The organism is Desulfosporosinus sp. BICA1-9, assembly GCF_000802135.1.
The window spans coordinates 1-26,334 of the sequence record NZ_JUEE01000104.1 but is presented as its reverse complement, the minus strand read 5'-3'; the positions used below and the strand labels follow the sequence as shown (position 1 = coordinate 26,334).

Here is a 26,334-nt window from a genome sequence, read left to right as displayed (position 1 = left end):
TGCTTTTTTTAAGGCAGAAAGAATATCAAACCCCGTTACTTTGATTTCCACAAAAGAACTTGTCAAATTCTGAGACAAAAGCTTGGCATTTCCCCCTGCAGACAGAAAAACATCCGCTTCCCCGTTCTCTTCCATTTTTTTCGCTTTACTAAGAGCCTCTTCCAGCAAAGCATCGATAATCAGAATGCGAACAGGCTCAGGAGGTTTATATTGAATTTGTTGGATCAAGGAAGTTAATTCTCGGTAACTTATCACTGCAATAGTCGGTTTTATCTCCGGCACCCCCTTTCCTCAAAATAGCTTATATATTTTGATATTACACATCTGCCATTTTAACCCGTCTCATAGAGGTTGTTACATAAAACCTAAACGTTCCAAACATCAGTTCTGGTAAAAAACAATTACACCTCTCCCCATTGTGCGGTAAAATAAGGTGACAAGCCAAATTAACACACAAGAAAGAGGTTTAAAACTTGATTCAAATAGACATATTCTCCCCCTCTATTATAGCACACTTGGTTTTGATGAGGACTGATCCACGTGGGCGTAAACCTTGGGACGCAGTTATTTTGTTTCGGATGCATATTCTTTTCTTCACTCGACCGGAATTTATCTCATTTCGTCAAATGTGCAAAGAGTTGTCAAAAGCCAAGCATCAGGACTATCGTAATTTTCTCTGTATCACAGGCACTAAAGTACCAAGTCACGAAGCTCTAAGTCGGTTTTGCACACTTTTGAGTATTAGCGACGTTACGATAAATGAACTTTTCAAGCCTTTTTAAGTCAAGCAGAGAAGATGAAAGGTTTCTTGAACCTGATGATTGCGGCGTTGGACCGTAAGGCAGTACTTCTTCGAACAGCATAAAGATAGCAAAATCGTTGTTGGTAATTGTTGCCTAAAACCACATTGTGGAACCAAGGGGTTTATATACCCATTTTCAGGGAAGTCTTTGTCAACATCTCAATTTCTTCACTAAGACACATTCCGCGAGGGGTTCTGAAGCTACTAAAACGTCAGAATTGCAGTACGTCTGTTCGCCAGTTTAATATTTTTCGTTATTTTGTAACAACCTCTTAAAGCCCATATCTCACCAGTTCCATGGCTTCATCCACGTTGGCGATGTCCATGCTTGTGGCCAAATACCATTCGATGGGTTCCATTCCTTTTGGAGGATTGATTTCTTGAACATACAGGATAGACAAGGCCACGCTTGCGTTTTTGCGAAATTCTTTGGGTGTGTTGACAGGTTCGAGTACATTTACACGGCAATATTTAATTTCGAGTGTAGTCGTTCTCTTGGGCACGTTCCTCCGAGTATCCCTAGGAATTTCAACGATGATTTCACCCGCTGACGGCTCATTTTTTACTTTGTCAAACAGCTTGCAGGCTTCCGTTGTCTTTCTGTTTTGTACCACGCGTACTAGAAAGTCCTGATCATTGGAGATAGCATGATCGTAAAACTCATAGACATCCGCTTCTCGATCGCCAACATGAACCAGGCGGAGCTCTTTCGGGATGCCCAACTGGCTTTTGTCCATACTTTCCAGCCATTTATAGCTTTCTTTTTCCTCAATCGGCTTTTGGCGTTTCTCTTTACGTTTGCCGCGTTCCGCAGGATCCCGCGTCCATATTTTCTGATCCAAGAGTCCAATCGCGATCCCTTGGGTTGTTACGGCGAGTGCAGAATGCACAATTAATCCTTTACAATCTGCACTAGCGCCAAAGTCGCCCAATCCTTCTGTTTTCGTGTGCGACGAATAGTTGAGCGTCGTGGTGTCTTGAATCGATAAGATGATTTGTTCGCCACTCTCTTTCATTTGTTGGATCGTCGCTTTTCGGTGTGCATTCAATACGACTTCTTCTGTAACTTTATTGTTTTTGACCAGACGATAAATCGCTTTGGCTTCCCCTTTACTTTCGCTTGCCGCCGCGATGGATTCGTTGATTTTCTTAGACAAGGTGAAATTAAGGATGATGCAGGTAATATGGTTGCCTTCGGCACTGCAACCTTTATGATCACTCAACTAGTGTAGTTCCTACCAACACCCCATCTAAAATCTTGGCTCCTCTTCCCTGTTCCAAAACCATAACTGGATTAATATCCAAGCTTAAGAGGGTATCTCCTGCTTCAACGGCTAACTGACTCACACCTAATAGTATTTCTACCAAGGTTTCTTGATCGACTGCCTGTCTTCCTCTGACACCGTTCAAAAGAGCAGCCCCTTTAATGTCCTGGAGCATTTTGTGAGCTTCTGCTCTGCTTATGGGCACAGGTTTCAAGACTACATCTTTCAGGACCTCAACAAAAATACCTCCTAAACCAAACATTATCTGAGAGCCTAACACAGGATCCCTTTGCAGGCCGATAATGATTTCTACCCCTTGGTGTACTTGTTCTTGCATTAGGATACCATTGATCTTGGCTTGTGGATTATAAGTTTTTCCCTTTTCCAGCATCTCTATAAATTTGGCTTTAACTTGCTCTGCCGACTGAATATCAAGGGCGACGCCACCCGCTTCAGTTTTATGCAATATATCTGGGGAGTCTATTTTCATCACGATGGGGTAGCCCATTTCCTCGGCTATTTGCACGGCCTTATCGGCACTCTCCGCCAAATATTCCTTGGTTACTGGTAAACCGTAGAGCTCTAAGATTCCCTTGGTAGCGTGCTCGCTTAATGCTATGCTACTTTCTCTGAGGGTCGCCTGGACTTTAGCTCTCCGCTCTTCCTTGATTTCAACGGCTTCTGGCACACTCCACCCTCGCCTAAAAGTGGCATAGCGATATAATGCCCCGAGCGCTTTCGCTGCCCGAGCCGGAGAATGGTATAAGGGAACTCCAGCCTCTGTTAAGACATCAAAGCCAGGTTTGGCCACTTGCCCCACACTCCAGCTTACAACCAATGGCTTCTCCGTATCTAAAGCGGCTTCCGCAATGTCACGTCCGATCTTCTTGGCCATTTCGCCCGTCGCCATCGTTATCGCCACAATCAGCATGTCAAGTTCGTCAGAGGCCAAAAGCAGTTTCAAACATTGCTTAAACTCTTCTCCTTGGTTTAAGGATTGGGCCGTGACATCAATCGGATTTTGAGCGCACCCAAAGGCAGGAATCACTTTCCGAACTTCCACTTGCAACTCTTCGCTTAATTCCGGCACCTGCAAACCAAGTTCCTCGGATCGGTCTGCGAGTAAGATTCCAACCCCACCTGACATGGTGACAATCCCTACTCTTGTTCCACGGGGAAGTTTTCCTGGAACAAAAGCTTGGGCCAAGTCAATGACTTCATCACTGTCACTGGCCTGAAGGATACCCATTTTATCAAAATAGCTTTTATAGGCAGCACCCGAGCCTGTTAGCGCTGCAGTATGGGTGGAAGCCGCTTTTTGTCCACTGGCAGAGTTACCCACTTTTAAAGCAATGATTGGCTTACCTAATTCTGCTGCCCTTTCAGCGGTCTTCCGGAAGGTTTCCCCGTCCCGTAAACCTTCAAGATACGTAAGCACCACTTTGGTATTCGGGTTTTCCACAACATACTCTAAACCTTCTCCGGCTGTCATATCCGCTTCATTCCCAGTAGTGACAACAAAATTGACGCCAACTCCGGCTTCTTGCAGTAGGTTAAATAACATAAAGCCGACAGCTCCGCTTTGAGAAACTAAAGCCACAGTCCCCGCTTTAATGCTGTCTGTTTCCATCGAAGCGCTAAATGAGGCGATTAACCCAACGGATACATTGAGCATACCCAAACAGTTTGGGCCGATTAGACGCATATTGCAGTTCTTCGCTATTTTAATGATTTCTTCCTGAATTAGTTTGCCCTCTGCACCCGTTTCTGCAAAGCCGGATGAAAAGATAATCGCCCGTTTGATTCCTTTGGCCCCGCAATCTCTTAAGATCGCGGGGACTCGGGCAGCAGCAACGGCAATTAATGCTAAATCCACTCGTTCTGGAATAGCCCCTACCGAAGAATAACAAGTCTGCCCAGCAATCTCCTGGTACTTGGGATTTACCGGATAAATCTGCCCTTGATAGTTGTGTTTTAATATGTATTTTAAGATTTTCCCGTTAATTGTAGCAAAATCCTCGCTAGCCCCGATGATGGCCACACCTGTTGGTTCCATGAAATAATTCATTGGATTCATCTCCTTTAATTCGGTCTTAGCAAAGCCGACAGTGATGCGATATTGTCCACTTCCTCAAGGTTTAGACACAAGTCTATTAACTCATCAGCAACATTCGATCCAACAACTTCTCCCGCCAACTGCCTAAATTTATCAATGACTAAACTTAACGGATATGGTTTATCAAAATTACCTTGGGAGGAAAATACCGTTTCCGATAACCTACGCCCATCCTGTAAATAAAGAGTAACTTGTGCAGGTCGTTTACCCGGCGACATTGCTGATAAAGACGGGTTTTCAGATACATAAACTTTTTGTGCTAAATTCAAGATGCGTTCATTAGCTAATGCATCCTCAGAAAACGCGTCTACTCTGGCGTTTCCATTCACTATATACGATACGTTGCCAGAGCGAAAGGAATGGAGAATTTTGCTGCCAGCATATTTTGTGGCCGCTGGTTTTTTAACCGAGCAGCAGCACTATAGGTTTCTACTTCTAACTTCTCGATTTGGTCATCAGTAACTGGTTGTTCGGCGAGAATACCTTGAAGAGCATCAATTGCGGCGTGATTATACCGACAGCATGCATACATTTTAAAATAATTACTTGTTATATAGTAACTAGTCCCCAAGTCTCTAATGAGTAAATGTGGGTTAAAGTCGGTGCCAAGAATAGAACCAAAAACACTTTCAACTATTCCATCACCAGTGTTAACTCCCGCTCTAGCTAAATCAACAGCCAACATACCTAAATGATTACTTAGCCCAGTATAAACATTTCGGATAGTCCCACCCGATAATGCAGTTGACCATGCTGAAGCGATACTCATCGCAGCTGCTAAATGAATAGTACGGGATACTTCTTGAAGAGATAAACCCCTTAGTTTGGCAACCGCTACAGCTGCCCCTATCGTCCCCCAAGTTCCATGGGGATGCACCTCGTCATGAAGGGTTGTCGATGCGTCAATACGGGCGGCTAGCTCGTAGCCGACCACCAGGCTCTCCAATAGCTGTTTGCCACTCGCCCCTATATGTTCAGCCCAAGCAAGAGCAGCTGGAACAACGTGGAAAGCAGGATGACCCTTAGCAAACTGATTCCCCTCATCTATCTCTAAGGCGACCGCAGAAGTACCGTTAATCAAGGCAGCCGAATTCGGTTCCATTAAGACCGAGTATCCCGCAATTGTTACAGGATCAGTCCCACCTTTATAACAAGATTCCACCATATTGGGAATAGGCATAACCTTGCTACCAGCCAACATTGCTCCTAAGGTGTCTAATAAAGTAAGCATAGCTTGATTTATTACGTACGCGGGTAATTTATCATACTTTGTCCTAATAATGAACTCACAAATTGGCTCCCAAATATGCATTTCGCTCCTCCTTCCACTTTAAAGATTTTGTCTTTTTGTAGAAGTTTGGCCCTTTTGTTAACGTTAATTAATCAATAACTTAACTAATTACTTTCGCAACTAACTCCGCAAGATCGACCACCTCAACAGCACCCTCCACGGACCTAGAGCCATCTTCCAACATTGTTAAGCAGAAGGGGCAAGATGTTACAATAGTTTTGACTCCTGTCTCCAACGCTTGTTGAGAGCGCACCTGATTAATCCTATCGCCGGTCCCCTCATCCATCCACATATGCCCGCCACCGGCACCACAACAAAAGCTTTTTTCCAGGTTCCGCTCTATCTCGACTAATTGCAACCCGGGGATACCGGCAAGCACCTGGCGGGGTGCTTCATAGATTCCGTTGTAACGCCCCAGGTAACAGGAATCGTGATAGGTTACCGATTTGTTTACATTTCCCACTAGTTCTGCAGCACCTTTTTGAAGGCGTTCCGCCAGAAACTCACTATAATGCTGTACTTCAAAACTGGCACCCATGGCTGAGCTATACTCATTTTTCAGTACATTAAAACAATGAGGGCAATTTGTAATTATCTTCTTTATGCTATACTTTTCAATAGTAGCTATGTTCTCCCTAGCTAACTTTTGGAAAAGATATTCTTCTCCGATACGCCTAACCGCGTCTCCGCAGCAGCGTTCTTCTTTACCAAGAATAGCAAAATCTACCAGCAAAGCTTTGAGCGATTTAATCACTGCCACGGATATTTCTCTAGAACGCTCATCAAAGGAGCCCAGACAACCTACCCAGTAGAGAATATCTGCTTTTCCTATATCTTTAAGAAGTGGAACCCCTAAAGATTTGGCCCATTCTCCTCGATATCCCCACCATTCACCCCAAGGATTTCCTTGTTTCTCGATATTCCGCATAATCGGCCTCATCTCGACTGGGACTTCCCCATGTTCTAGCACTAGACTTCGACGCATTTCCACAATACGGCCCACCTGATTAATTATGACAGGACATTCACTCTCACAATAGCCACAAGTTGTACAGGCCCATATTGCTTCAGGTGCTAATGTCCACGCAGAAGTAACAACCTGCTCACCTTCACTTTTCCTACCTAAAAAATCTGTAAGCTTACTATTTAACCCCTTGGGAGAAAGAGGTTTATCTGTCAGAAAAGCTGGGCAGCCCAATTCACACCGGCCACAATGGGTACAGGAAAATGTTTCTAGAATATGTTTACGCGTAAAAGTATTAGCCTTGCTGGCTCCAAAACTATTATCCAGCTTATTAACCTCCAAAGGAAGGAGATCACCGATTCGACGATTCGCCGAAAAAAAAATATTAAAAGGAGCAAAAAGCAAGTGTCTAGCCTTACTAAACGGTATGTAGGCAATAAACATCATGCTCAAACTAAGATGGCTCCACCACAACACCCTATGAGCAAACGTTAAATCAACCCTAAACAGAGAAAAAAACCTAAAAAACAACCAGCCAACAGGTGACCACAAAGCCCATGGATCATTGTTTGCAACTTGACGCAATCCCTCGACAACAAAACCGCTAATTAAAATGAGGGCAATCCCGATCAATAATATCCAGTCTTCTGTAATCCCCTTCAATCCGGGTGGGCGTATAATCAGGCGTCGATAAACTAGGCCTACCACCCCTAACAGGGCAAAAAGGCCTGCAAGATCCAAGACCAAGGAAAACCAAAGATAAAACTGTCCAACTAAAACGTGAATATTAAAATCCGCTTGCAAGGCCACGACTAAAGTACCTATAAATAGAACAACGAATCCCCAGAAGAGAAAAAGATGCATTAATCCTGCCAGAGGATCACGCCGGATTCGCCTTTGTGATAATCCCTCCCGCCATAAACAAGCCAAGCTTTTGGCTCCACCTGCCAAGGACACCGGGTTTTTCTTGCCGTTTAGCAAGACTGACATATACCGTCCCATGCGGAAAAGGAAAACGACAAGAACCGTTATCAAGAGTAGGTACATCATATTATGATTTGTGATATTCCAATAAACTTCCCTACTCGGCACTATCATTTCCCCCTTTATCGTTAAATACTGGATAGCTCAAATCCGCTTTTCCCAGCTTTATAAAGGCATCCCTTATGATTCTTACAACTCTCTCCACCCGGTTTGCATTCTGCCAAGCTTTCGGGGAGACCGCTTACCGTGCAACCCCTAATTTGATCAATGACTGAAGCTGCTTTCGCTACCTCCGCTTCAGAACCGCTTACGACCATTGTCGTCGCACCTTCCGCTCCATCAATCCCCCCTTTGGCGATCACTGTGCATGAAACATTGGCTAGCAAGGCCAGAGCATCTCTTTCAGTTACAATCTGGCCAATGAGGGGAAGCATACCAACAGCCATTCCCCGGGACAGTCGCATCGTGTTCCGCCCTGCTGCCATTACCGCTTCGGAGATTGGCCCGGGAATAAGCTTTTCTAACCCTACAGGGATAATGATTCTGGCCCCACAGCCAAGAACTCCGGCCAAGACCTCTCCGGCGGGTCCTCCAAAGACACCGCCCATACACATAGCAGCATTTCCATAAGGATCCAACGCGTTAGCACCTATGATAATAATATCCTGCCGCCCTAGGGTAGGAATGATTTCCTTTAAACTGTCTTCCACAACTTGAAAACTCCCAGAGGTTAACAAAAGAACATGCCCTTGAACTGTACTATTAAGGGCAGCGCGGGTACCCCGGGGAGAAACCCGACCAGATATTTTCAACGGCTGGCCGATTAGTTCCTCTCCTATTGCGGATACTGTTGTGCCGCCTTTTAGTAAAACCTTACCTTCACTCAGGGCTTGTTGTACTTCTGGCAAGGTGGCTACCCCTTTGGCAATGATCCTTTTTGCCTCGGAAACTGTTAACGTAACTTGAATACGTGTTTCCACATTCTCTCCCCCTATAGTTTCCGTGCGGTTAAATGTCCCTCTCGAATAGCTTCTAGAATCGAGCGAGGTGCTTCTGCATCTCCAATCAGGTAAATTTCCGGAAAAACCTTCTGCAAGCTTACAAAAAGTTCATCTTGTGCCGTCCTCATCCCCGCAATCACAACTGTATCTATATTAACTAATTCCTCTTCTTCACCACTATAGAGATCTTCGATTATGACTGTACTTCCTTGAGTCTCTTTAACCGCACTTCCGGTTGTGATCTTGATACCAAGCGAACGGAGTCTACTATGCTGGGTAATCCAACTAATTTGTACAATATCCGATCCTTCAGATGTACGAGGAGTGACAATATGAACCTCTTTGTCCTGTTCGGCTAAGAATTCGGCAACACTGGTTGCCCGATAATGCCCGTCATCATCTAATAGAACGACTCGATTTCCTACAGAGACTTTGCCTATTACGACATCCTCTACTACTACAACGTTTTGCTGAGCACCCGCAAAATCAGGCCGTAGTGGTTGAGAACCTGTTGCGATAATAACGGCATCTGGACTCTCCTTCATTATTAGATCAACAGTAGCCTCGGTATTATCGGAAATTTCTACACCCAATCTCTCCAGTTCTTGACTTAAATAACGCGTGATACCGCTAAGCTCTTGACGGGAAGGGATGGCTGAAGCCAACAAAATGTTTCCGCCTAAGGCTGTTTGCTTTTCCCAGAGAGTTACACGGTGGCCGCGTAAAGCAGCTATTCTGGCAGCCTCCATACCGGCCGGACCGCCGCCGATGATGAGTACTCGTTTTTTCTTTGTGGCGGGAGTTAGTGTTCCTTCACCTAGTTCAGCTTCTAAGCCTACGGTCGGGTTTTGGGTACAGGTGATGGCAAATCCACGGTGCATCATTCCTACACAGCCCTGGTTACACCCAACGCAGTTTCTGATTTCCTCGAGGCGGCCTTCTTTTGCTTTATTGGGCATCTCAGGATCACACAGAGTTGCCCTAGTCATGCACACAACATCTGCCTGATGATCCTTTAGGATCTGCTCAGCATGGGTAGGGTCTACGATACGGCCTACAGTAAATACCGGAATGTCTGTCACAACACTTTTAATCCCTGCAGACAAATATACAAAGGCCCCAAAAGGAAAGTGCATATCAGGAATCATCGTTGCAAAGCTTAGACCGTCATAGTTACATTGACTAACATTTAGAAAATCTAGTTTTCCCTTACTGGCCAAGAACGAAGAAATCTCTTGCATATCATCAAGGGTTAATCCCCCGTCCGTGAATTCATCCCCGCTAATCCGCATACCTACAGCCATTTCAGTGCCACAAGCCTCCCGCACCTGATCAATGACCGCTTGGGCAAAGCGTAGTCGATTTTCTAGACTTCCCCCCCATTGATCCGTACGCTTGTTAGAGTGGAGTGACATAAACTGTTGAATAAGGTAACCATGTGCGCCGTGAATTTCGACTCCGTCAAACCCTGCCTCCCGAGCCAACCTGGCACTTGCACCGTAGGCCTGAATGATTTCTTTGATTTCCCGCTCTGTCATGGCATGGGGAATTTCCTTCTTACTTAAACAGGGGATAGCGGAGGGAGCCAGAATCGGTTGACGGCTTTCGAGACTACTCATTTGCCGGCCCATATGTAAGAGCTGGACAAAGATTTTGCTACCCTGTTCATGAACCATTGTGACAACCTTTTTTAAAGCCGGGACAATCGCCGGATCATATCCGGCGATCCCTGTCAGTCGAGCATGACTGGAAGAATGCACGTACATTGCTTCCATAATAATAAGCCCTATTCCACCTTTAGCTTTTTCCGCCAGATAATAAGCATGTCGCTCTGTCGGGAAACCATCTAAGCAAAAATTAGTGACATGGGCCGAACTTGCAATGCGATTACTAATAACCACCGGCCCTATACTCAATGATCTAAATAGGTTCGGTAAATCGTTTGACATTGTTAATCCTCTTTTCCTCCTGAATACTCAACAAATTGTTACAGACTGCGCTTTAAATATTGTCCACGTCCGGATTCAGCTGTAATCTTACCATTTTCTGCTATAACCTCACCCCGACTAATTGTAAAACGCGGCCAACCCTTAAATGTCATACCTTCATAAACAGAATAATCACAACTCCCAAAGACCTCGGGAGTTACTTTACGTTCCCAATTTAGGTCTACTATCGCAAAATCAGCATCGGCACCAACCTGAATTACTCCCTTTTGGCTAAGATTCAAGGCTTTAGCCGTGTTTCCACTGGACAACCGGGCTAAGGTTTCGAGGGGAATCCCCCGTTTATGATAACCTTCACTAATCAACACCGGCAAAATAACTCCTGCACCCGGAAAACCCGGTAGTATTCCCCAAACGTCCTTACCTTTACTATATTTCTTAGCTAAATTACTCGGACAGTTATCAGAACCAAGTGTCGTAATGAGTCCGTTTCGTATCCCTTCCCATAATTTCTCTGCGTCTTGCGCTGTATGAATGGGAGGGTTAACCTTCGCCAAAAGGTTGCAAGGAGATTCCTCAGTCAACACTAAGTAGTGTGGACAAGTTTCTACTGTCACACCTTGATTGATTAATTCTGGAGCACCGGCAATAAAATCGACACTAGAACCGGCACTCATATGGACGATATACAGGTTACCATGGACAATTTTATTAAGGTAGAGTGCCCCCATAACTGATATCGTTTCGGCATAATCAGGGCTGGTGCGAGCAAAATAAGCTAAACTATCCTGACTTTCTTCAGCCTTAACCCTTGCCGCTACTTGCCGTTGCAAATCCATTTCCTCACAATGTACGCACAAATTCAACTTAGGGGAGATCTCAGCGAAATTACGCAGAATAAACATCATGTCCGCCGAATCCAACGTCAAAGGATCTTCAGACCCGAAAATCTTTTTAACATCATCCTGATAATTACGATAAAATTTGTAGGATGTTATTCCCAGCTCACGGGCATACCCCTCAACTTCAGCCACGTGTTGCTTCGTCAAAAGTCCCAAGCTAAAAGCAAAGTCGACTAAACTATTCTTATCACCTACTTCAATCAGCTTAGGAACGCTTTCTTGATAGGATTCTTTTCCTCGGTAATAATTTACAATGGTAGTAATACCGCCGAGTGCTGCCGCCTTTGTATCTTCTTTAAAATCCGACGCCATATCATTATAAATTCCAAGATGCATATGAGGGTCAATGACCCCAGGAAAAATGAACAAACCCGTCGCATCAAGCACCCGATTCGCTTGCGGGCTTAAGCCTGGGGCGTAAATGCCCGCAATTTTCCCTTCCTTTACACCAATATCCGCTGTGGTAACTCCATCCGAAAAGACGACCTGCGCTCCTTTAATCAGTAGTTCCATCATCATTTCTCCCTCCTCTACTTATTCAGATTTTGGAAATAGTCAATGATCTGCTCACTATCGACTACATCAGAATATTTCATCCAAAGATCCAGCAAAGCAGCTTTATGAGAAAGTTGCACTCGATCATAAACACAATCTTCAATCATCGCTACATTATAATTACGAGTTACTGCGTCTACTGCCGTGGCTCGGCAACAGCCACTTGTCGAACCACCGACAATTATCAGCGTGTCGATCCCTAATTTAACAAGGTAACTTTGTAAAGGGGTTCCATAGAAGACACTGGCATAAGCTTTATCGATGACCAACTCGTTGTCAGCAGGGGCTAATTCCGGTACAATCTGAGTTTCCGGACGCCCTTCAAGATATTTGGTCTGGTCTCGGTTGGTCTTTGTGGCAAACCCATCAAAGGACATTGTCTTTTTCTGGACATTGCGCGAATAAAAAACTGGCACCCCAGAATTCCTGGCAATCTCACGCAGACGCTGAATATTCCGAATTGCCTCCCAGGCTAAGGCTCCCCCTCCTGAAGGCCAACGGTCAAGTTGTTCGTCGATCGGCACATCTTCACCCACATAATTTGGCTGCACATCAATGATCATCAAAAGGGGCTTTTTGCCCAAACCCCGGCTTTTGCCGTAACCACCCTTTTCTATGACCAACCTGTCAACATCAGTAAGAAGGTCTTCCCAAATCCTTGCCATTATAATTTCCCCCTTCGAAAACTTTTTTAAGTTAATCGTCATTTTACATTAGATATGTTCGGCCGCATGTCGGCCCGCGATGAAGCCAAACCCCAGTGCTGCCAACAACCCGTTGCCCGACATATATCCTTTGGGCTTACGGCCTGATACTCCTACTGCTGCTCCTCCCCCTGCATATAAATTGGGGATTGGCACTCCAGCAGTGCTTAACACCTCGGCATTTACGTTGATCTTTAAGCCTCCCTGGGTATGGAATAATGCCGGCTCTACCTTGACACCGTAGAACGGAGGTATCAGCTTTTTGGGAAACCAAGTCCTACCGAAGGAGTCATGACCGTCCTGAACAGCCTGGTTGAATTGCACTATGGAAGCGGCCAGACCGGCTTCAGGCAAGCCCAATTTTTGCGCCAGCCCCTCAGGCGTATCTGCTATCTTTAACCCGTTTAACTGGGCGAGATTTTTATAATCCTCAATAGTCAATAGACTTTGGTGTATCTCTTCATCCATGATGTAGAAGGCAATCCTACCTGGCTGCTTCATCACCTCCAGGGCATACTCAGAATAGCCCTCACTTTCATCTCCAAACCTCTCACCCAATTGGTTTACCAGGAAGCCTCCGTTCATGATTCCTCCCCAGGTAACCAGTATTCCGTGACTGGAAGCCACCGAGGCATGACCCTGAAAACAACTCATATTCTCCAATTGCGCTCCCAGCTCTATCCCCCACTTGATTGCGTTCCCTGTGTTAGCTTCATAACCAAAATACAAGATATCTTCCATTTCAGGAATAAATTGCTGCACCATCTCTTTTTTGCCACCAAAACCATTACAAGCTAAAATGACTTTTTTTGCTCTAATCCTTTGGATACCATTAGGTGTACTGGTTTCTACTCCTGTAACTTCTCCATTATCCCCCGTTAACAGCCTGGTCACCGGTGATTCGAGCATTAGGTAGATATCCTCACGCTTGGCCACTTCACGCCGCAGTTGGTTGATCAGATCCAGTCCGCCTCTCGATTTGGGCGCATGCATTCGGTAATGGGAGTGGCCCGGATATTTAAATTCCGTGAAAAGGGATAGTTCGATCTCTAGCTTGTCTACCATCCATTCCACCATTGGACCAGAGGCGCGGCAAACTTCGAGGGTTAATTCAGGGTCACTCTCATATCCATTTTTCTTAAAGATATCCTCCGCCATTTGTTCCGGAGAATCATCAATTCCCGCCTTACGTTGAAAGCTAGTGCCAGCAGCTTGGATCATCCCAGCACTACTGGCAGTATTGCCCAATACATGTTCCGTCTTTTCCAGGATTACTACCTCGGCTCCCAACTCTGATGCGGCCAAAGCAGCTACCAAACCGCAGCCACCGGCACCCACTACCGCAATATCAACCTCCGCATCCCAATTCATTAACTTCCCTCCAATATTCCAACCCGCGCATTGTATTGCAGATTTCTTGTCTTATATTAGCCCTTCTTTACGAAGTAAATCGTAGATTTGAGCAGCCCCACCTTGGCTGCCTTCGGCCAAATTACCCTTTTTTCTCTTAACCCCGCCGGAAAGAATCATTTTCATTCTGTCTGAAGCTGACATCGAACTGTCCGGTGTAAAGATTTTCTTCGGCTTAGGGCGTGCCAGTGCGAGGTGCACTGTACGCACATAGGAAGCCAACGTATCAATTTCCGCTGGCTCAACCTGAAGTTCAGCCAAGTTAAAAACTGGTATTTCTGCCTGCTGGGCAGCCAACCGTGCTGGAAGCGTAGGATATCGCGGCTCTGAGCCTCTACCCAGAGACAGCACCGCGGGCAAGGGACATTCGCACATCCGCCTACTGCCTCTTTCTCCCCTACAGGTTACTTTCAGGTTTGTCTCCGCGAGCTTCTCTATTTGAACGACCCTTGAAAGGACGGGCCTAGCTAAAAAATGTGCCAAATAGTTCCCCACCAATCCTGATGCGCTTGCACTCGATTTATCCCCGCACAGCACCAACTGGAATCCGAGTTTTTCAATCCAAGCAGCAAGTATACGGGCGGTTACGATTGAGGGTGTAGGGAAGAAACCTTCCAGCCCCTCATCCCACAGACGCACCGCATCATCAGCTCCCAGACTTAAACCTGCACGCAAGCCTTCCTCCTGCGCCTTATGTCCGACCAGCACAACCGTGACCTTAGCTCCCCAGCGGTCTCTCCACGCGAGAGCCTCTTCCAGAGCAAAAAGGTCAAAACTACCTACATCGTAAACAGTCTCCTCCTTGGTTGAGAGCTGACCACCTTCAACAGCGAGAGGGCCTGCCCGATGCGGCCAGTAACTGATTGGCACCGCAATGTCCATTTTATGCTCCCATCGGCTTGGCATTTTCCTTGCCCTCCCATATCCGCTTAATTAACTCCGGCAGTACCTCTTGCACATCGCCAACTATTCCGGCATCGGCAATCTTAAAAATAGGAGCATTCTTATCCTTATTAATCGCAATTATTTTCTTAGCGTCACGCATACCGAACGTATGCTGGGTTGCGCCAGAGATTCCACAGGAGATAATCACGCTGGGTGCAACAAGTTTTCCGGTTTGGCCAATTTGCCGCGTCAGGGGAATCCAACCGTTGTCCCGGGCCAATTTGGAGCCACCGACAGCAGCCCCAATGAGTTCAGCCAGTTCATAGATTAGTTGAAATCCTGCGGCTGAACCCATGCCTCCCCCGCCAGCCACGATAACTTCAGCTTCACTCAGGTCCACCGTCCTCGGATCTGCCTTTATCTCTTCAAGAAATCGAATTAGATTTGAACGTTGGCTGGGTGTGTGCAGCTTTTGAACATTGCTATTAAGACCTGAACGCTTCTTGACATTGACCAACCCTACACGCCATGTTGCTAAAACCGGTCGCTTCGGTGCGGATGTAAGAAAAGCGCTTAGACGTTCCCCGTAACAAAGGTGCTCAAAGAGCAAACTTTCCTGCCCAAGCGAAATACTAATGCAATCGGGAAAAAAAGGCATTCGGTATCGCAGAGCGGTCTTAGTTAAAAGTCCCCTCCCAAATAGGGTTTCTGCTGCTAATACTAATCCAGGGCTTTCGCGTTCAATTAACTCACCTAAAAATTCAGCGAAATCCTCTCCAGTAGCACTTTGTGGCCACTCATCGGTAAGATAAATCGTTTGCGGGCCAAATTCCATTATTTCTTTGACTAAATCTTCCTTATTCGGTGCAAGTAGGATGGCAACTGCAAGCACCCCTCCGGTAACAGTCCCGGCTGCGGTGAGAATCTCACGTGAACTCTCGCGCAAACCGTGGTCATCCCCTTCTAACACAACCCAGATCTGCATTGTCCCGCCTCCTTACCCATTAGCGCTACTTTTCTTAGCCAATTCTTGTTCCAGGTGCGGAACTAAACCGCCTACTTTAATCAACTCCTGAATGTGATCAGGTAACCAGCTTGCTTGGTAAACTTGACCTTGGGTAAGGTTTCTGATACTCCCATTTATCATATCGATTTTTAATTTGTCACCCTGCTGGATCTGATTGGCCTCAGGGCATTCCAGTACGGGTAGCCCTAAATTAATAGCATTCCGGAAAAATATGCGGGCAAAAAATACAGCCACGACAGCACTTACCCCTGCATATTTGATTGCTGCCGGGGCGCTCTCCCGGCTCGACCCGGAACCAAAATTTGCGCCTCCGACCACAATATCACCGGGTTTTATTTTTCCAGACAATTCCGGATCTATCCCTTCAAAAACATGATTAGCCATTTCACCATTTGACAATTTTAGATATTTCCCAGGAGCAATCACATCCGTATTAATATCGTCTCCAAACTTCCATACATGACCGCTAATTATCTCCATCTATCTCAGCTCCCTGTGGAAATTTCTAGGATCAGTAATGCGACCTGTCACAGCAGACGCAGCCACAGTAGCAGCTGACCCTAGGTAGACTTCCGAATTACTGCTTCCCATCCGTCCGCGGAAGTTGCGATTTGTCGAAGAAATGCAGCGTTCGCCATCACCTAACAAGCCCATGCTCAGTCCCCCACATGGTCCGCAGGCACTTGGCAACAAAGTTGCTCCGGCGTTTAACAGAGTTTCCAGGACTCCATCGGCTAAGGCTCGCTGTAAAACTTGCTGGGATGCCGGAGCGACTAATAATCTCGTACCCGTCGCAATTTTCTTACCTTTAAGAATGGTTGCTGCTGTCGCTAAATCATGGTATTTTCCGCCGGTGCAACCACCGATAAGAGCTTGATCAATGGAAACCCCGTTCAGTAAATCCGCGGCAATAACATTATCCGGGCTATGAGGGCAAGCAACCAAAGGTTCAAGATCTTCCGCCTGGTTGACAAGAATTTGACTATACTCAGCATCCTGATCACTGTAAACAGGGTTAAACTCAACATCCCTTCCTTCCATGTAACGGAGAACTGTTTCGTCAGGCGCAATTATTCCGGTCTTGGCACCCATTTCGATTGACATATTTGTAAGAATAATTCTTTCATCAAGTGGCAAATTCGCTACTGTATCCCCGGTAAATTCAAGCACCTTGTAAGTAGCTCCCGCAGTGCCGAGTTGTTTAAGATTGGCAAGAACCATATCTTTGGCATACGTCCCTAGAGGTAATTTGCCTTCCCAGATAATTTTGATCGTTTTCGGAACCCGCAACCAAGTACGCCCGGTAACTACAACTCCCAACATATCCGTTGAACCAAGTGCCACCACCATTGCACCCATGGCTCCACCGGTACAGCTATGAGAATCTCCTCCAACCATTAGGATTCCGGGCCTGACATAACCCCTTTCGATTGCTACAATATGACAGATCCCTTGAAACTCATGAAACCTACCAACGCCATATTTCTTTACCCATGCTCTCGTAACAACCTGAATATGAGCTTCCGTTTCATTGCACGGCGGAACAAAATGATCTGAGACAACCGTAACTTTGTCCGGATCCCAAATCGGCACTCCCAGGCGCTCAAGATTATAAGCTATTCTTCTTGGTCCACCGCAATCTTGCATCATAGCCATATCGACATTGGCCCATACCAGCTCGCCCGAACGTACTGTCTCCCGGCCACTGGCTCTGGCAATAATTTTCTCCGCGATTGTTAATCCCATATTCTCCCACCTTATTCATTTGGAATATCTTCTCTCTAACTCTTGCCATTTAGGTAAATCCAGAATGTTATTTACTTGGTCAAACAAAAACATCGAGTTCATTGAGCTTCGTGTTGAACCAGATTCTCTTAGGGTTACCATCAGATCGCTTACTGCTTTAGTCATTACCCTAAGCGCAGAATTTGGGTAAATTACAATTTTATACCCTAAATCCTGAAGCTGTTTATTCTCTAAGAGAGGGGTCTTACCACCTTCAACCATGTTAGCTAAGGTCGGAACCTTCAACTGCTTATTAATTGTTTCCATTTCCTCAATGCCTTCCGGTGCTTCTACAAAAATGACATCCGCACCGGCCTCAACGTATTGATGCGCTCGTTCAATAGCTGCTTCGAGACCCAATACGGCACGGGCATCTGTTCTGGCAACAATAACAAAGTCTTGGTCCTTCCGCGCGTCCGTCGCTGCTGAGATCTTATTCACCATTTCCTCACTCGAAATAAGCTGTTTTCCGCTCAAGTGCCCACATCTTTTGGGCATAATCTGATCCTCCAATTGTATAGCAGCAGCGCCCGCTTTTTCATAGGACTGTACAGTGCGGATGACGTTAAGGGCATTCCCGTAACCGGTATCACCATCTGCAATAACCGGTATAGTTACCGCTTCGCAAATATAAGTTAAGCGCGAAACCATCTCCGTCATCGTTAATAAACCGATATCAGGCCCAACTGAAGTATAAGAAACCCCTGCACCCGTAAGATAAAGGGCCGGAAATCCTGCCTGTTCAATGATCCTGGCAACAAGCGCATCCGCCGCTCCCGGAGCGACAATCAATTGTTCCCCCTCAAGCAATTTACGCAACAAAGCTGCAACTTTCATATATTACTCCTTTACATTCCTAAATAAGCCTTTTTTAAATGCTCATCATGTAATAGATTCTTGGCGGGTCCATTCATGACAATACGACCTTGCTCGATTACATACCCTCGATCCGCCATTCCCAAGGCATGGTTGACATTCTGTTCCACTAAAAGTAAAGTTACCCCTTGCAACTTAATCTTAGCAATAATATCAAACATCGTTTTAGTCAAAAGCGGAGATAAGCCAATCGAAGGTTCATCCAAAACAAGAAGTTTCGGTGAAGACATAAGCCCACGCCCAATCGCTAACATTTGTTGCTGTCCACCACTTAATGAACCTGCTAGATTTCGATTTTTAGACATTAAATCTGGAAGCATACTAAAAACGTACTCTAGGTTTTTCTTTTTATCTTTTTTGGCTTCTTTGGAATAAGCTCCTAATTCAAGATTTTCCAGGACTGTCATCCCTGGAAAGAGCTTTCTTCCCTCAGGGACCTGAATCAAACCCCTCGCAACAATCTCATGTGGCTCTAGACCAGATATATTTTCCCCCATAAATCTGCACTCACCAGATTTTGCCTTGACAAGTCCAGAGATAGTTTTGAGAACTGTCGTTTTGCCCGCACCATTAGCCCCTACTAAAGAAACAAGCTCGCCTCCCCGGACTTCCATCGACAATCCTTGGACCACAACCGTGTCACCATAGCCGACGAAAATATTATTTATGGTCAGCAAACATATCCACCTCCCCTAAGTAGGCTTCTGCTACCTTAGGATTTCGTACAATTTCTTCTGGTGTTCCTTCAGCCAGCATTTCGCCATGATGAAGTACCAGAATCCTATCAGACAATTTCATTAAGGCCGCCATGATATGCTCTATCATTAAAATAGACACACTATCTTCTCTTACCTTTAAAATTAGCTCCATTACCATACTCACTTCAGTAGGGGTCAGTCCAGCCATCACTTCATCCAAAAGTAATAATTGTGGTCTTGTTGCTAGCGCACGTGCCATTTCCAGACGTCGCTGATCTCCGATGGTCAACTCTTTAACTGGAATATTCCTTGTATGACTAAGTCCTACAAAGTCCAGATAGTGCAAAGCTATATCCGTTGCCTCCCCATAACTACCCGTTCGATTATACGCACCAACCATAACATTTTCCAAAGCGGACAGCTTGCCAAAGGGTTTCACAATCTGAAATGTCCGTGCCAACCCCCTTTTACATATTTTGTGCGGTGAAAGGCCAGTAATTTCTTCGTCTTTGTAGATTACTTTTCCGCCATCCGGACGGTAGTAACCGGAAATCATGTTAAAAAGAGTCGTTTTGCCCGCACCGTTAGGTCCAATTAGCCCGAATATTTCCCCTTTCTTTATAAACATATCAATTTCTTTAACAGCCACTAAACCCTGAAACTTCTTCGTAATACTACTAGTTGAGAGGAGTTTCACTTTCTATATCCTCCTTTCCAGTTTGCAGCTCAATATCTATATGTTTTTTTGTGGGAAAATGATTTTGTATAAAGCCCATAACTCCTTCTGGAAGATAAATTATTACAATCATTAGAATTAACCCATAGACCATTAGATTCATTCCACTGTAATCAGCTAGCAGGGTTCGAGTGAGTTCTGAAATCGGCATTAACACTAGGGAACCAATAATGGGGCCCCATACTGTACCGACACCACCAATAATTGCTGGAATAATAGCATTTATAGAAACCTCACTGCCGAAAACAAGGTGGGGATCAATATAATAAAAATACTGTGCGTAAAAGGTACCTGCCAGGGCTGTTAAGGCCGCACTAATTCCCAAGGCGATTAATTTGTAATGCAGAATATCTACTCCTAGAGCATCTGCAGCATCCTCATTTTCTCGAATCGCAATAAAATAGAGACCTAACCGAGTTTTTGAGATATATTTTAGGAATCCAGTTAACAGAACTGTAATGATTAGTATTAGATAATAATAATAAACTTTATTTTCAAACTGCATTTGAGTTGGCTTTCCGGTTAAGGGAAGGAGTATACCCATAGATCCTTTTACGAACGGCCAATTTGTAAAAATTACCCGAAATATTTCTGCAAAGGCCAAAGTAGCAAGTGCAAAATAATGCCCCTTTAAATGATATCTGAACGACAGATAACCAATTAACAAGCCAACAAGGCACGCTACAATTGATCCAATAATCATACCAACCCAAGGGGAAACGCCAAAATCTACAAATAACACGGTTGAAGTGTATGCTCCAAGACCGAAAAAAACCGCATGCCCAAATGAAAATTGTCCTGCATAGCCACTCATAACATTCCAACATTGAGAAAGATAGGCCCCAAATATAGCCATAATGACCAGATTCAAATAATACGTATTTAAACCCCATGGTAATGCTACAAGAATTAATCCAAAAAATAATCCAAAATAGAGCATATTAAATTTCGACCGAAAAATACTTTTAGTGTGACCCACTAACCTGCCCCCCTCCAAACAAACCCGTTGGACGTAAAAAGAGTACCAAAATAAAAATACCGTAAATGACTAAGTCATTCCAACTACCACTAAGAAACAGACCGCTCAGAGATTCACTCAAACCGATGATTAGGCCTGCTACTAAGGCACCCCAGAAGTTTCCTAACCCACCTAAGATAGCTACAACGAAGGAACGCAGAAGGAAAACGCCACCGACAGTAGGCGATGCGAAGAAAAAAGGAAGTATGATAGAACCAGCAACCCCTGCACAGGCAGCTCCAATTCCAAAGGCTACTGCATTAATATTCCTAACTTTTATTCCTACCAAACAAGCTCCTTCACGTTCTTGTGAAGTTGCTCTTATCGCCCTTCCAAGGGTAGTTTTTCGAAGAATAATATACAAGATTACTGTCACGACTAGGGCAATTACAAAAGCAAATAACTTGGGTTTGTTTATTGCTAATTCACCCAACATTATAGACTTTTCTAACCCAGGAATTTGAATACTTCTAGTATCAGGCGTCCAGAGAAAAAGCGCTAAGTTTTCAATAAATAGCATAATCCCCAAGGTAAGCAGTAATTGATTATGTTGAGGTGCTTTGATGATTTGATTTAATAAATATCGTTGAATTAAGAAACCTATTGAGAATAAAACTACAACGCTAATCGGGATTGTTAGATAAGGGTTAATCCCAAACAATGTACACAACCAATAAGTTATATACATTCCAAGCATCATAAGTGCACCATGCGCGAAGTTAACAATCTCCATAACCCCAAAGATTAGTGTTAATCCCACAGCAGTTACAGCATAAACCCCGCCCATTAAAAGTCCATCGACAGTTGCCTGTAAAATTGCTACACCAGTCATCTTCTTTCCTCCATTCAAGGTTAATCACTGGATATTTGAGTGGGCGAGCAATCCGCCCACTCAATTGATAAATTGTTATTTTGGAGTAGGGAAAATCGGCTTAGCTTGGGCGAATTGTTCCGGATAAACAATAACTTGTTTACCGTTTTGAATCTGAAGCAAAACTGCTGCTGCGTTGATATTTTCACCTTTATCATCAAATTTAATGGCACCCTGAGGTAAAATATGGTTAGTAAAGTTAGTGCTAGCAAGAGCATCACGCAACTGCACTTTATCTGTAGATTTTGCCCGTTCCAAAGCATCGGCAATAACTTGAATGGCCGTATAACCATACATTGCATGTGAACTCATAGTCGCATTAAATTTTGTCTGATAGTTTTTTAAAACTTGGTCAGTTTTGCTATTCTTAGGGTTCCAACGATAATTGACATCCATGATTCCTTCAGCATCCTGACCTAAATCTTTGATCAACTTTGGATCACTAAAGGCCCCATTTGCTATACCTACAATTCCCTTGAACTTAAGATTACGGCTTTTAATAGTCTTCATAAGTAAAGATTGATCCTGGTAATAACCCGTGCCAACCACTAAATCGGGCTTTAACCCGCTAAGCTTCGTCACTTCGGAATCTAGTGTTCCAGTGTTAGCTGCATAAGGAATAGTTCCAATAACCGTAAGACCGGCTTTATCGATGTTCTTCTTAACATAATCAGCAAAGTAAGTACCAAAAAGCGAGTTTTCATGTACAAGGGCAACCGTCTTAATATCCGGGGTTTTCAACGCTTTCATATAGCTTAAAAAATCTTCACAAAAAGCATCAGCATTAGGCTGTATTCGGAAACTATATTTAAAACCGCGTTGCATGATATTCGTCGTCGCTGCCACTGTTATTACGAAAGGAACTTGAACTTTTTCAGCCTCCTGGGTCGCTGTCACAGCTGAGCTACTAGTATACGTACCGGTTAAGGCCACAGCACCTTCTCTAATCAAGCGTTGAGCCTCACTGGCTGCCTTGTCCGGGAGTCCCTGGCTATCTCCCACAAGAAGTTTAATTTTCGCGCCACCTAATGATTTTATTCCACCTGCGGCATTTATTGCTTCAACTGCAATTTGTTCAGCATTCGTAATCGCCGTTCCTTCATATGCCATACTCCCTGTCATTGGGTGAATACTTCCGATAAGAATTTCTTTTGCTGTTGATTGAGTACTATCCGTTGCTTTTGTTTCTGTAGATTTGCTACCACAGCCGGTTAATGCAATACTTAGTGCCAGAAGCACCGCTAAAATTGAGACCCCTAAACGTTTTGGTTTTGACATGTTTAACCCTCCTCCTAAATTCTCCTCCTAAATACTACTATACAGAGTTTGCAACTTTTTTCCGTTCCGATTATCACCTCCTTATATTTTTTAACAGACTACCTCGTTCCATACAGTAGAACGACGTTCTATTTTTTCTTAAAAAATTATTTCCACCCTAATCGATAAGATATTAGATTCGAAGTATTAACTGCCTCTGCGATTAACATAACGAGTCGTTCAACAGTAAATCGGGATTCCGGACCGGAAATACTAATACCGGCTATGACTTTTCCCTCGTGATTGCGAATTGGTGCAGCCACTGAAGAAGAACCGATATTACGTTCACTATGACTAACCGCATAACCCTGTTGACGTATTAACGCCAATTCTTCTCGTAAATCATCCCCTATAATCCTCTTTCCCAGTACTGTTGAGCCAAGATCTTTCCCCGTGATAATCCTTTCAATTTCCCTCTCGTGTAAATATGCTAACAAAAGTTTTCCTGAACCAGCTAAATAAAGTGGATTACGTCCGCCCAACTGCACGAAATTACGTACAGCCTCCGTGCTTTCTACTTTTTCAATGCAAACCCGATAGTCATCATCAACAATATTTAATGTAACTGTCTCTTTCGTTTTATCACTTAGCCCCTGCATTAGTGGTAAAGCAACATCCCTAACTTCCAATTTCGAAATAACCGCGGTACCTAAATAAAACAGCTTAAATCCCAATCGATATTTCTGATTTTCTAAGTTTTGTATTATAAATCCCCGTTCTTCCAACGTTTTTAAAATTCGATAGATCGTACTTTTATACATACTAAGTTTTAACGCCAGTTCCGAAACCCCCTGTTCCGGCTCGTTTATGGAAAAGCAACATAAGATATCCAATGCTTTATCAACGCTTTGTATTGTTCCCGGATTACTACCTTTCTTTTGCATAACATAACCCCTTTAAGTTGTCGTCCTTCTAATTGAAATAATCAACTTGGGGTTTATTTCGCAACGATAGCGATATAACTGGCACGTCGAGAAAGACACCCTTGCTCAGCCTAAATACCCCAGTCATCCCCCCTTTGTTGAAAAATTTTACTTTTTTGATAAATGATATTATCAATAAAATAACAGTTAAATTGCATAATGTCAACAGAATATTCAAATAATCAAATAATTCAGGTATTAAAAATGCCAACAAAAAAAAGGCGCATAGCACCCTAATTTTAAGAAGATTTGATCTATGAGCATGATTAAGGAAGGATAGATTTACCTAGTTCCTTGCTTGTTCCTCCTTTAATTGGTTACGGTCGTCTTTGACTATCCCACCCTCTTAATTTGTAATATTCGTCGAGCATAAAGTCTAGTTCTTCAACTGTGATAACATCCCGACCCTCGTTCAGCGGTTCCCTGAACATCCGCTTCGGCAGTGTATCCTGTTCCCTAGTCGCACCTTCGCGGAGATTAAAAACCTTTCCTGAACCCGTGAACTCACCTCGATAAAAAGCGTGAAATACAGCGAAAAACGCGGTATAATAGAGATATATTAACGAAAACAGCTTTTCGTAAATTCACCTTGGGGGTGTAGTATGAAGTTTATTATCGAACAATCGGATGAAATGTTAACCACCCACTCTGGATTAGCACTGGTTGGCTTATTACTGAAAAAGACAGACATTAATGATCGGCTTAACCAGTTAAAAATAGATAAAGTTATAAGCCCGGAAATATCGAACCGTGATATTGTAGCCGCATATACTGGTTTGCTGTGCCAAGGTAAAAGTTGTTACGATCATATTGAACCATTTCGGAGAGATTTGTTTTTTCGCCAATCATTGGATATGAAATCTGTTCCATCCAGTTCGACACTGCGTCAACGATTGCAACTACTGGGCGTAACGACTGACACAGATAAGGTTATTTTAGAGGAATCAGTAAAATTAATAAAAACTGTTAAAGCTCCTCTTACACCCATAGTTTTACCAGCCATCAAGGACAATGAGCAAAACATTGTTTTTCCGGAGCGACATTTAATCCCTTGTGATGCTGACGTGTCTTGTATGGATAATTCAAAAACTAAAAAAGAGGGTGTATCAAGAACCTATCACGGATATGACGGTTTTTCGCCTATGTTTGCTTATATCGGTTTGGAAGGGTATGCTCTAAATGGAGAATTACGAGACGGCAAGACTCATTGTCAAAATGGAACGCCTGAGTTCTTGGAAGAATCCATTCGTCTGGCTAGGTTAATCACCGATAGTCCGCTTTTATTCCGTTTAGATTCAGGCAACGACAGCATCGATAATATCCTGAAATTTACTAATCGGGAAGACTATATCATCAAACGTAATCTGCGTAAGGAATCTCCAGAAAAATGGCTGGATATTGCTAAACAACAAGTTGAGGCTAAAACCGGCACTTGTGTTAAAGCACGTGAAGGAAAGAATGTGTATTATGGACGGATGTCGATTAAACGGAAAGAATTAGCCGAACCATTGTCTGTCGCCTACAAAGTAAGCGAAAGAATGGTTTATAATCACGCCATACTCAGTTTCAGCCTTTTCGACCGATACCAACCCTCTGCGCACATCTTTCATGGGATGTCTGGAAATTGCGAGAATTTCGTCCTGCTTCAAGTCACTGCGTAATTCAGAAAGAAACTTGCCGATTAGCAGGGGAATATCCTCTTTCCGCAGCCGCAATGGAGAGAGGCGCAGTCTCAGCACATTCAGCCGATAATACAGATCCTCGCGAAACCGTTGTTGGATGACCATTTCCCAAAGGTCTCTATTTGTAGCCGCCACCACCCGGATATTGACCGGCAGGATCCGGGTCCCGCCGATGCGCAGCACCTCATGTTCTTCCAAAACCCGCAACAGTCGGGCTTGCAATGGTAAGGGCATCTCTCCGATCTCATCCAGAAAAATGGTTCCTCCGTGAGCCAATTCAAAGAGCCCCGGTTTCCCGCCTTTTTTGGCTCCTGTAAATGAACCCTCTTCATAGCCAAAGAGTTCGCTTTCGAGTAAGTTTTCAGGAAGAGCTGCGCAATTTACGGCCACAAAAGGACGTTTCGCCCTCGGACTGACGTTATGAATTCCCTGAGCAAAAAGTTCTTTCCCTGTACCGGATTCTCCTACGATAAGTACTGTAGAATCACTCTGACCATATAAAAAGGCGTCCTTTTTAACTTCTTGAATCAATTCGCTATTGCCTAAAATACCATCCAAGGTAGTTTTGGCAACAAA

At 44.2% G+C, this 26,334-nt stretch carries 25 protein-coding genes and 1 pseudogene; 2 read left to right on the top strand and 24 right to left on the bottom strand.

Features of this window, described 5'->3' with window-relative positions; genetic code table 11:
- Positions 1–282 (bottom strand): PrpR N-terminal domain-containing protein (locus JL57_RS13440; RefSeq protein WP_034142560.1); only part of this gene is annotated, 282 nt, incomplete at its 3' end.
- A 242-nt stretch (positions 283–524) separates the two neighbouring features.
- Here JL57_RS13440 and JL57_RS36395 point away from each other — a divergent pair.
- Positions 525–782 (top strand): transposase, encoded by a 258-nt coding sequence (locus JL57_RS36395; RefSeq protein WP_366557021.1) that lies wholly within the window; start codon positions 525–527, stop codon positions 780–782.
- Positions 783–1,074: 292 nt separating this feature from the next.
- Here JL57_RS36395 and JL57_RS13430 read toward each other — a convergent pair whose 3' ends face one another.
- From JL57_RS13430 to JL57_RS34375, 22 genes are all read right to left on the bottom strand, one after another.
- The gene (locus tag JL57_RS13430; protein ID WP_034142558.1) at positions 1,075–2,025 is read right to left on the bottom strand and encodes an IS4 family transposase; all 951 of its coding nucleotides are present in this window, start codon (positions 2,023–2,025) and stop codon (positions 1,075–1,077) included.
- Complete coding sequence (locus JL57_RS13425) at positions 2,018–4,135, bottom strand: acetate--CoA ligase family protein (RefSeq protein WP_034142557.1); 2,118 nt, start codon at positions 4,133–4,135, stop codon at positions 2,018–2,020. The genes JL57_RS13430 and JL57_RS13425 overlap by 8 nt, the downstream gene beginning before the upstream one ends.
- A 14-nt stretch (positions 4,136–4,149) precedes the next feature.
- Positions 4,150–4,512, bottom strand: a complete 363-nt coding sequence (locus JL57_RS34380; RefSeq protein WP_291300063.1) for a hypothetical protein — start codon at positions 4,510–4,512, stop codon at positions 4,150–4,152.
- Complete coding sequence (locus JL57_RS13420) at positions 4,512–5,495, bottom strand: MmgE/PrpD family protein (RefSeq protein ID WP_291300062.1); 984 nt, start codon at positions 5,493–5,495, stop codon at positions 4,512–4,514. Before JL57_RS13420 ends, JL57_RS34380 begins: the two co-directional genes overlap by 1 nt.
- Before the next feature lie 79 nt (positions 5,496–5,574).
- Entirely contained in the window at positions 5,575–7,530 is a 1,956-nt protein-coding gene (locus JL57_RS13415; RefSeq protein ID WP_034142556.1) for a (Fe-S)-binding protein, read from the bottom strand.
- A gap of 20 nt (positions 7,531–7,550) precedes the next feature.
- Complete coding sequence (locus tag JL57_RS13410) at positions 7,551–8,402, bottom strand: hypothetical protein (protein WP_034142555.1); 852 nt, start codon at positions 8,400–8,402, stop codon at positions 7,551–7,553.
- An 11-nt stretch (positions 8,403–8,413) separates the two neighbouring features.
- Entirely contained in the window at positions 8,414–10,372 is a 1,959-nt protein-coding gene (locus JL57_RS13405; protein WP_034142554.1) for an FAD-dependent oxidoreductase, read from the bottom strand.
- A gap of 38 nt (positions 10,373–10,410) precedes the next feature.
- A complete protein-coding gene (locus JL57_RS13400) occupies positions 10,411–11,790 on the bottom strand; it encodes a dihydroorotase family protein (protein WP_291300061.1) in 1,380 nt (459 codons plus the stop codon).
- A gap of 11 nt (positions 11,791–11,801) precedes the next feature.
- Positions 11,802–12,491: an isochorismatase family protein gene (locus tag JL57_RS13395; RefSeq protein WP_034142552.1), complete on the bottom strand. Its 690-nt coding sequence runs from the start codon at positions 12,489–12,491 to the stop codon at positions 11,802–11,804.
- Between the two features lie 48 nt (positions 12,492–12,539).
- The gene (locus tag JL57_RS13390; RefSeq protein ID WP_045691664.1) at positions 12,540–13,901 is read right to left on the bottom strand and encodes an FAD-dependent oxidoreductase; all 1,362 of its coding nucleotides are present in this window, start codon (positions 13,899–13,901) and stop codon (positions 12,540–12,542) included.
- Positions 13,902–13,952: 51 nt separating this feature from the next.
- Positions 13,953–14,846: a hypothetical protein gene (locus JL57_RS13385; RefSeq protein WP_034142550.1), complete on the bottom strand. Its 894-nt coding sequence runs from the start codon at positions 14,844–14,846 to the stop codon at positions 13,953–13,955.
- The gene (locus JL57_RS13380; protein ID WP_034142549.1) at positions 14,824–15,810 is read right to left on the bottom strand and encodes an electron transfer flavoprotein subunit alpha/FixB family protein; all 987 of its coding nucleotides are present in this window, start codon (positions 15,808–15,810) and stop codon (positions 14,824–14,826) included. Before JL57_RS13380 ends, JL57_RS13385 begins: the two co-directional genes overlap by 23 nt.
- Before the next feature lie 12 nt (positions 15,811–15,822).
- Positions 15,823–16,332: a 3-isopropylmalate dehydratase small subunit gene (locus tag JL57_RS13375; protein ID WP_034142548.1), complete on the bottom strand. Its 510-nt coding sequence runs from the start codon at positions 16,330–16,332 to the stop codon at positions 15,823–15,825.
- Positions 16,333–17,598, bottom strand: a complete 1,266-nt coding sequence (locus JL57_RS13370) for a 3-isopropylmalate dehydratase large subunit (RefSeq protein WP_034142547.1) — start codon at positions 17,596–17,598, stop codon at positions 16,333–16,335. It abuts the gene before it with no gap.
- Between the two features lie 15 nt (positions 17,599–17,613).
- Positions 17,614–18,474 carry an oxaloacetate decarboxylase gene (locus JL57_RS13365; RefSeq protein WP_034142546.1) on the bottom strand — a complete coding sequence of 287 codons (861 nt, stop codon included), beginning with the start codon at positions 18,472–18,474 and terminating at the stop codon, positions 17,614–17,616.
- Positions 18,475–18,485: 11 nt separating this feature from the next.
- A complete protein-coding gene (locus JL57_RS13360) occupies positions 18,486–19,190 on the bottom strand; it encodes an ABC transporter ATP-binding protein (RefSeq protein ID WP_034142545.1) in 705 nt (234 codons plus the stop codon).
- Positions 19,174–19,908 carry an ABC transporter ATP-binding protein gene (locus JL57_RS13355; RefSeq protein ID WP_034142544.1) on the bottom strand — a complete coding sequence of 245 codons (735 nt, stop codon included), beginning with the start codon at positions 19,906–19,908 and terminating at the stop codon, positions 19,174–19,176. The genes JL57_RS13360 and JL57_RS13355 overlap by 17 nt, the downstream gene beginning before the upstream one ends.
- A complete protein-coding gene (locus tag JL57_RS13350; RefSeq protein ID WP_034142543.1) occupies positions 19,889–20,926 on the bottom strand; it encodes a branched-chain amino acid ABC transporter permease in 1,038 nt (345 codons plus the stop codon). The genes JL57_RS13355 and JL57_RS13350 overlap by 20 nt, the downstream gene beginning before the upstream one ends.
- A complete protein-coding gene (locus tag JL57_RS13345; RefSeq protein ID WP_034142542.1) occupies positions 20,913–21,797 on the bottom strand; it encodes a branched-chain amino acid ABC transporter permease in 885 nt (294 codons plus the stop codon). Before JL57_RS13345 ends, JL57_RS13350 begins: the two co-directional genes overlap by 14 nt.
- A gap of 75 nt (positions 21,798–21,872) precedes the next feature.
- Positions 21,873–23,114 (bottom strand): ABC transporter substrate-binding protein, encoded by a 1,242-nt coding sequence (locus JL57_RS13340; RefSeq protein ID WP_034142541.1) that lies wholly within the window; start codon positions 23,112–23,114, stop codon positions 21,873–21,875.
- Between the two features lie 146 nt (positions 23,115–23,260).
- Positions 23,261–24,037 carry an IclR family transcriptional regulator gene (locus JL57_RS13335; RefSeq protein ID WP_034142540.1) on the bottom strand — a complete coding sequence of 259 codons (777 nt, stop codon included), beginning with the start codon at positions 24,035–24,037 and terminating at the stop codon, positions 23,261–23,263.
- Between the two features lie 356 nt (positions 24,038–24,393).
- On the bottom strand, positions 24,394–24,636 hold the full coding sequence (locus tag JL57_RS34375) for an aldehyde ferredoxin oxidoreductase C-terminal domain-containing protein (protein ID WP_291300064.1): 243 nt from the start codon (positions 24,634–24,636) through the stop codon (positions 24,394–24,396).
- Positions 24,637–24,678: 42 nt separating this feature from the next.
- On the opposite strand from JL57_RS34375, the pseudogene JL57_RS34370 reads away from it, so the two are divergent.
- Positions 24,679–25,653: pseudogene (locus JL57_RS34370) on the top strand (IS1380 family transposase); the annotation flags it as partial.
- On the opposite strand, the gene JL57_RS13330 reads toward JL57_RS34370, so the two are convergent.
- The coding region (locus tag JL57_RS13330; RefSeq protein ID WP_291300060.1) for a sigma 54-interacting transcriptional regulator at positions 25,573–26,334 on the bottom strand (762 nt) is incomplete at its 5' end. The pseudogene JL57_RS34370 and the gene JL57_RS13330 overlap by 81 nt on opposite strands.

Coding starts and splice junctions, on each gene's coding strand:
- JL57_RS36395 (WP_366557021.1), top strand. CDS start 525: ATGAGGACTGATCCACGTGGGCGTAAACCTTGGGACGCAGTTATTTTG.
- JL57_RS13425 (WP_034142557.1), bottom strand. CDS start 4,135: ATGAATTATTTCATGGAACCAACAGGTGTGGCCATCATCGGGGCTAGC.
- JL57_RS13420 (WP_291300062.1), bottom strand. CDS start 5,495: ATGCATATTTGGGAGCCAATTTGTGAGTTCATTATTAGGACAAAGTAT.
- JL57_RS13405 (WP_034142554.1), bottom strand. CDS start 10,372: ATGTCAAACGATTTACCGAACCTATTTAGATCATTGAGTATAGGGCCG.
- JL57_RS13400 (WP_291300061.1), bottom strand. CDS start 11,790: ATGATGATGGAACTACTGATTAAAGGAGCGCAGGTCGTCTTTTCGGAT.
- JL57_RS13395 (WP_034142552.1), bottom strand. CDS start 12,491: ATGGCAAGGATTTGGGAAGACCTTCTTACTGATGTTGACAGGTTGGTC.
- JL57_RS13390 (WP_045691664.1), bottom strand. CDS start 13,901: ATGAATTGGGATGCGGAGGTTGATATTGCGGTAGTGGGTGCCGGTGGC.
- JL57_RS13385 (WP_034142550.1), bottom strand. CDS start 14,846: ATGCCAAGCCGATGGGAGCATAAAATGGACATTGCGGTGCCAATCAGT.
- JL57_RS13380 (WP_034142549.1), bottom strand. CDS start 15,810: ATGCAGATCTGGGTTGTGTTAGAAGGGGATGACCACGGTTTGCGCGAG.
- JL57_RS13375 (WP_034142548.1), bottom strand. CDS start 16,332: ATGGAGATAATTAGCGGTCATGTATGGAAGTTTGGAGACGATATTAAT.
- JL57_RS13370 (WP_034142547.1), bottom strand. CDS start 17,598: ATGGGATTAACAATCGCGGAGAAAATTATTGCCAGAGCCAGTGGCCGG.
- JL57_RS13365 (WP_034142546.1), bottom strand. CDS start 18,474: ATGAAAGTTGCAGCTTTGTTGCGTAAATTGCTTGAGGGGGAACAATTG.
- JL57_RS13345 (WP_034142542.1), bottom strand. CDS start 21,797: ATGACTGGTGTAGCAATTTTACAGGCAACTGTCGATGGACTTTTAATG.
- JL57_RS13340 (WP_034142541.1), bottom strand. CDS start 23,114: ATGTCAAAACCAAAACGTTTAGGGGTCTCAATTTTAGCGGTGCTTCTG.
- JL57_RS13335 (WP_034142540.1), bottom strand. CDS start 24,037: ATGCAAAAGAAAGGTAGTAATCCGGGAACAATACAAAGCGTTGATAAA.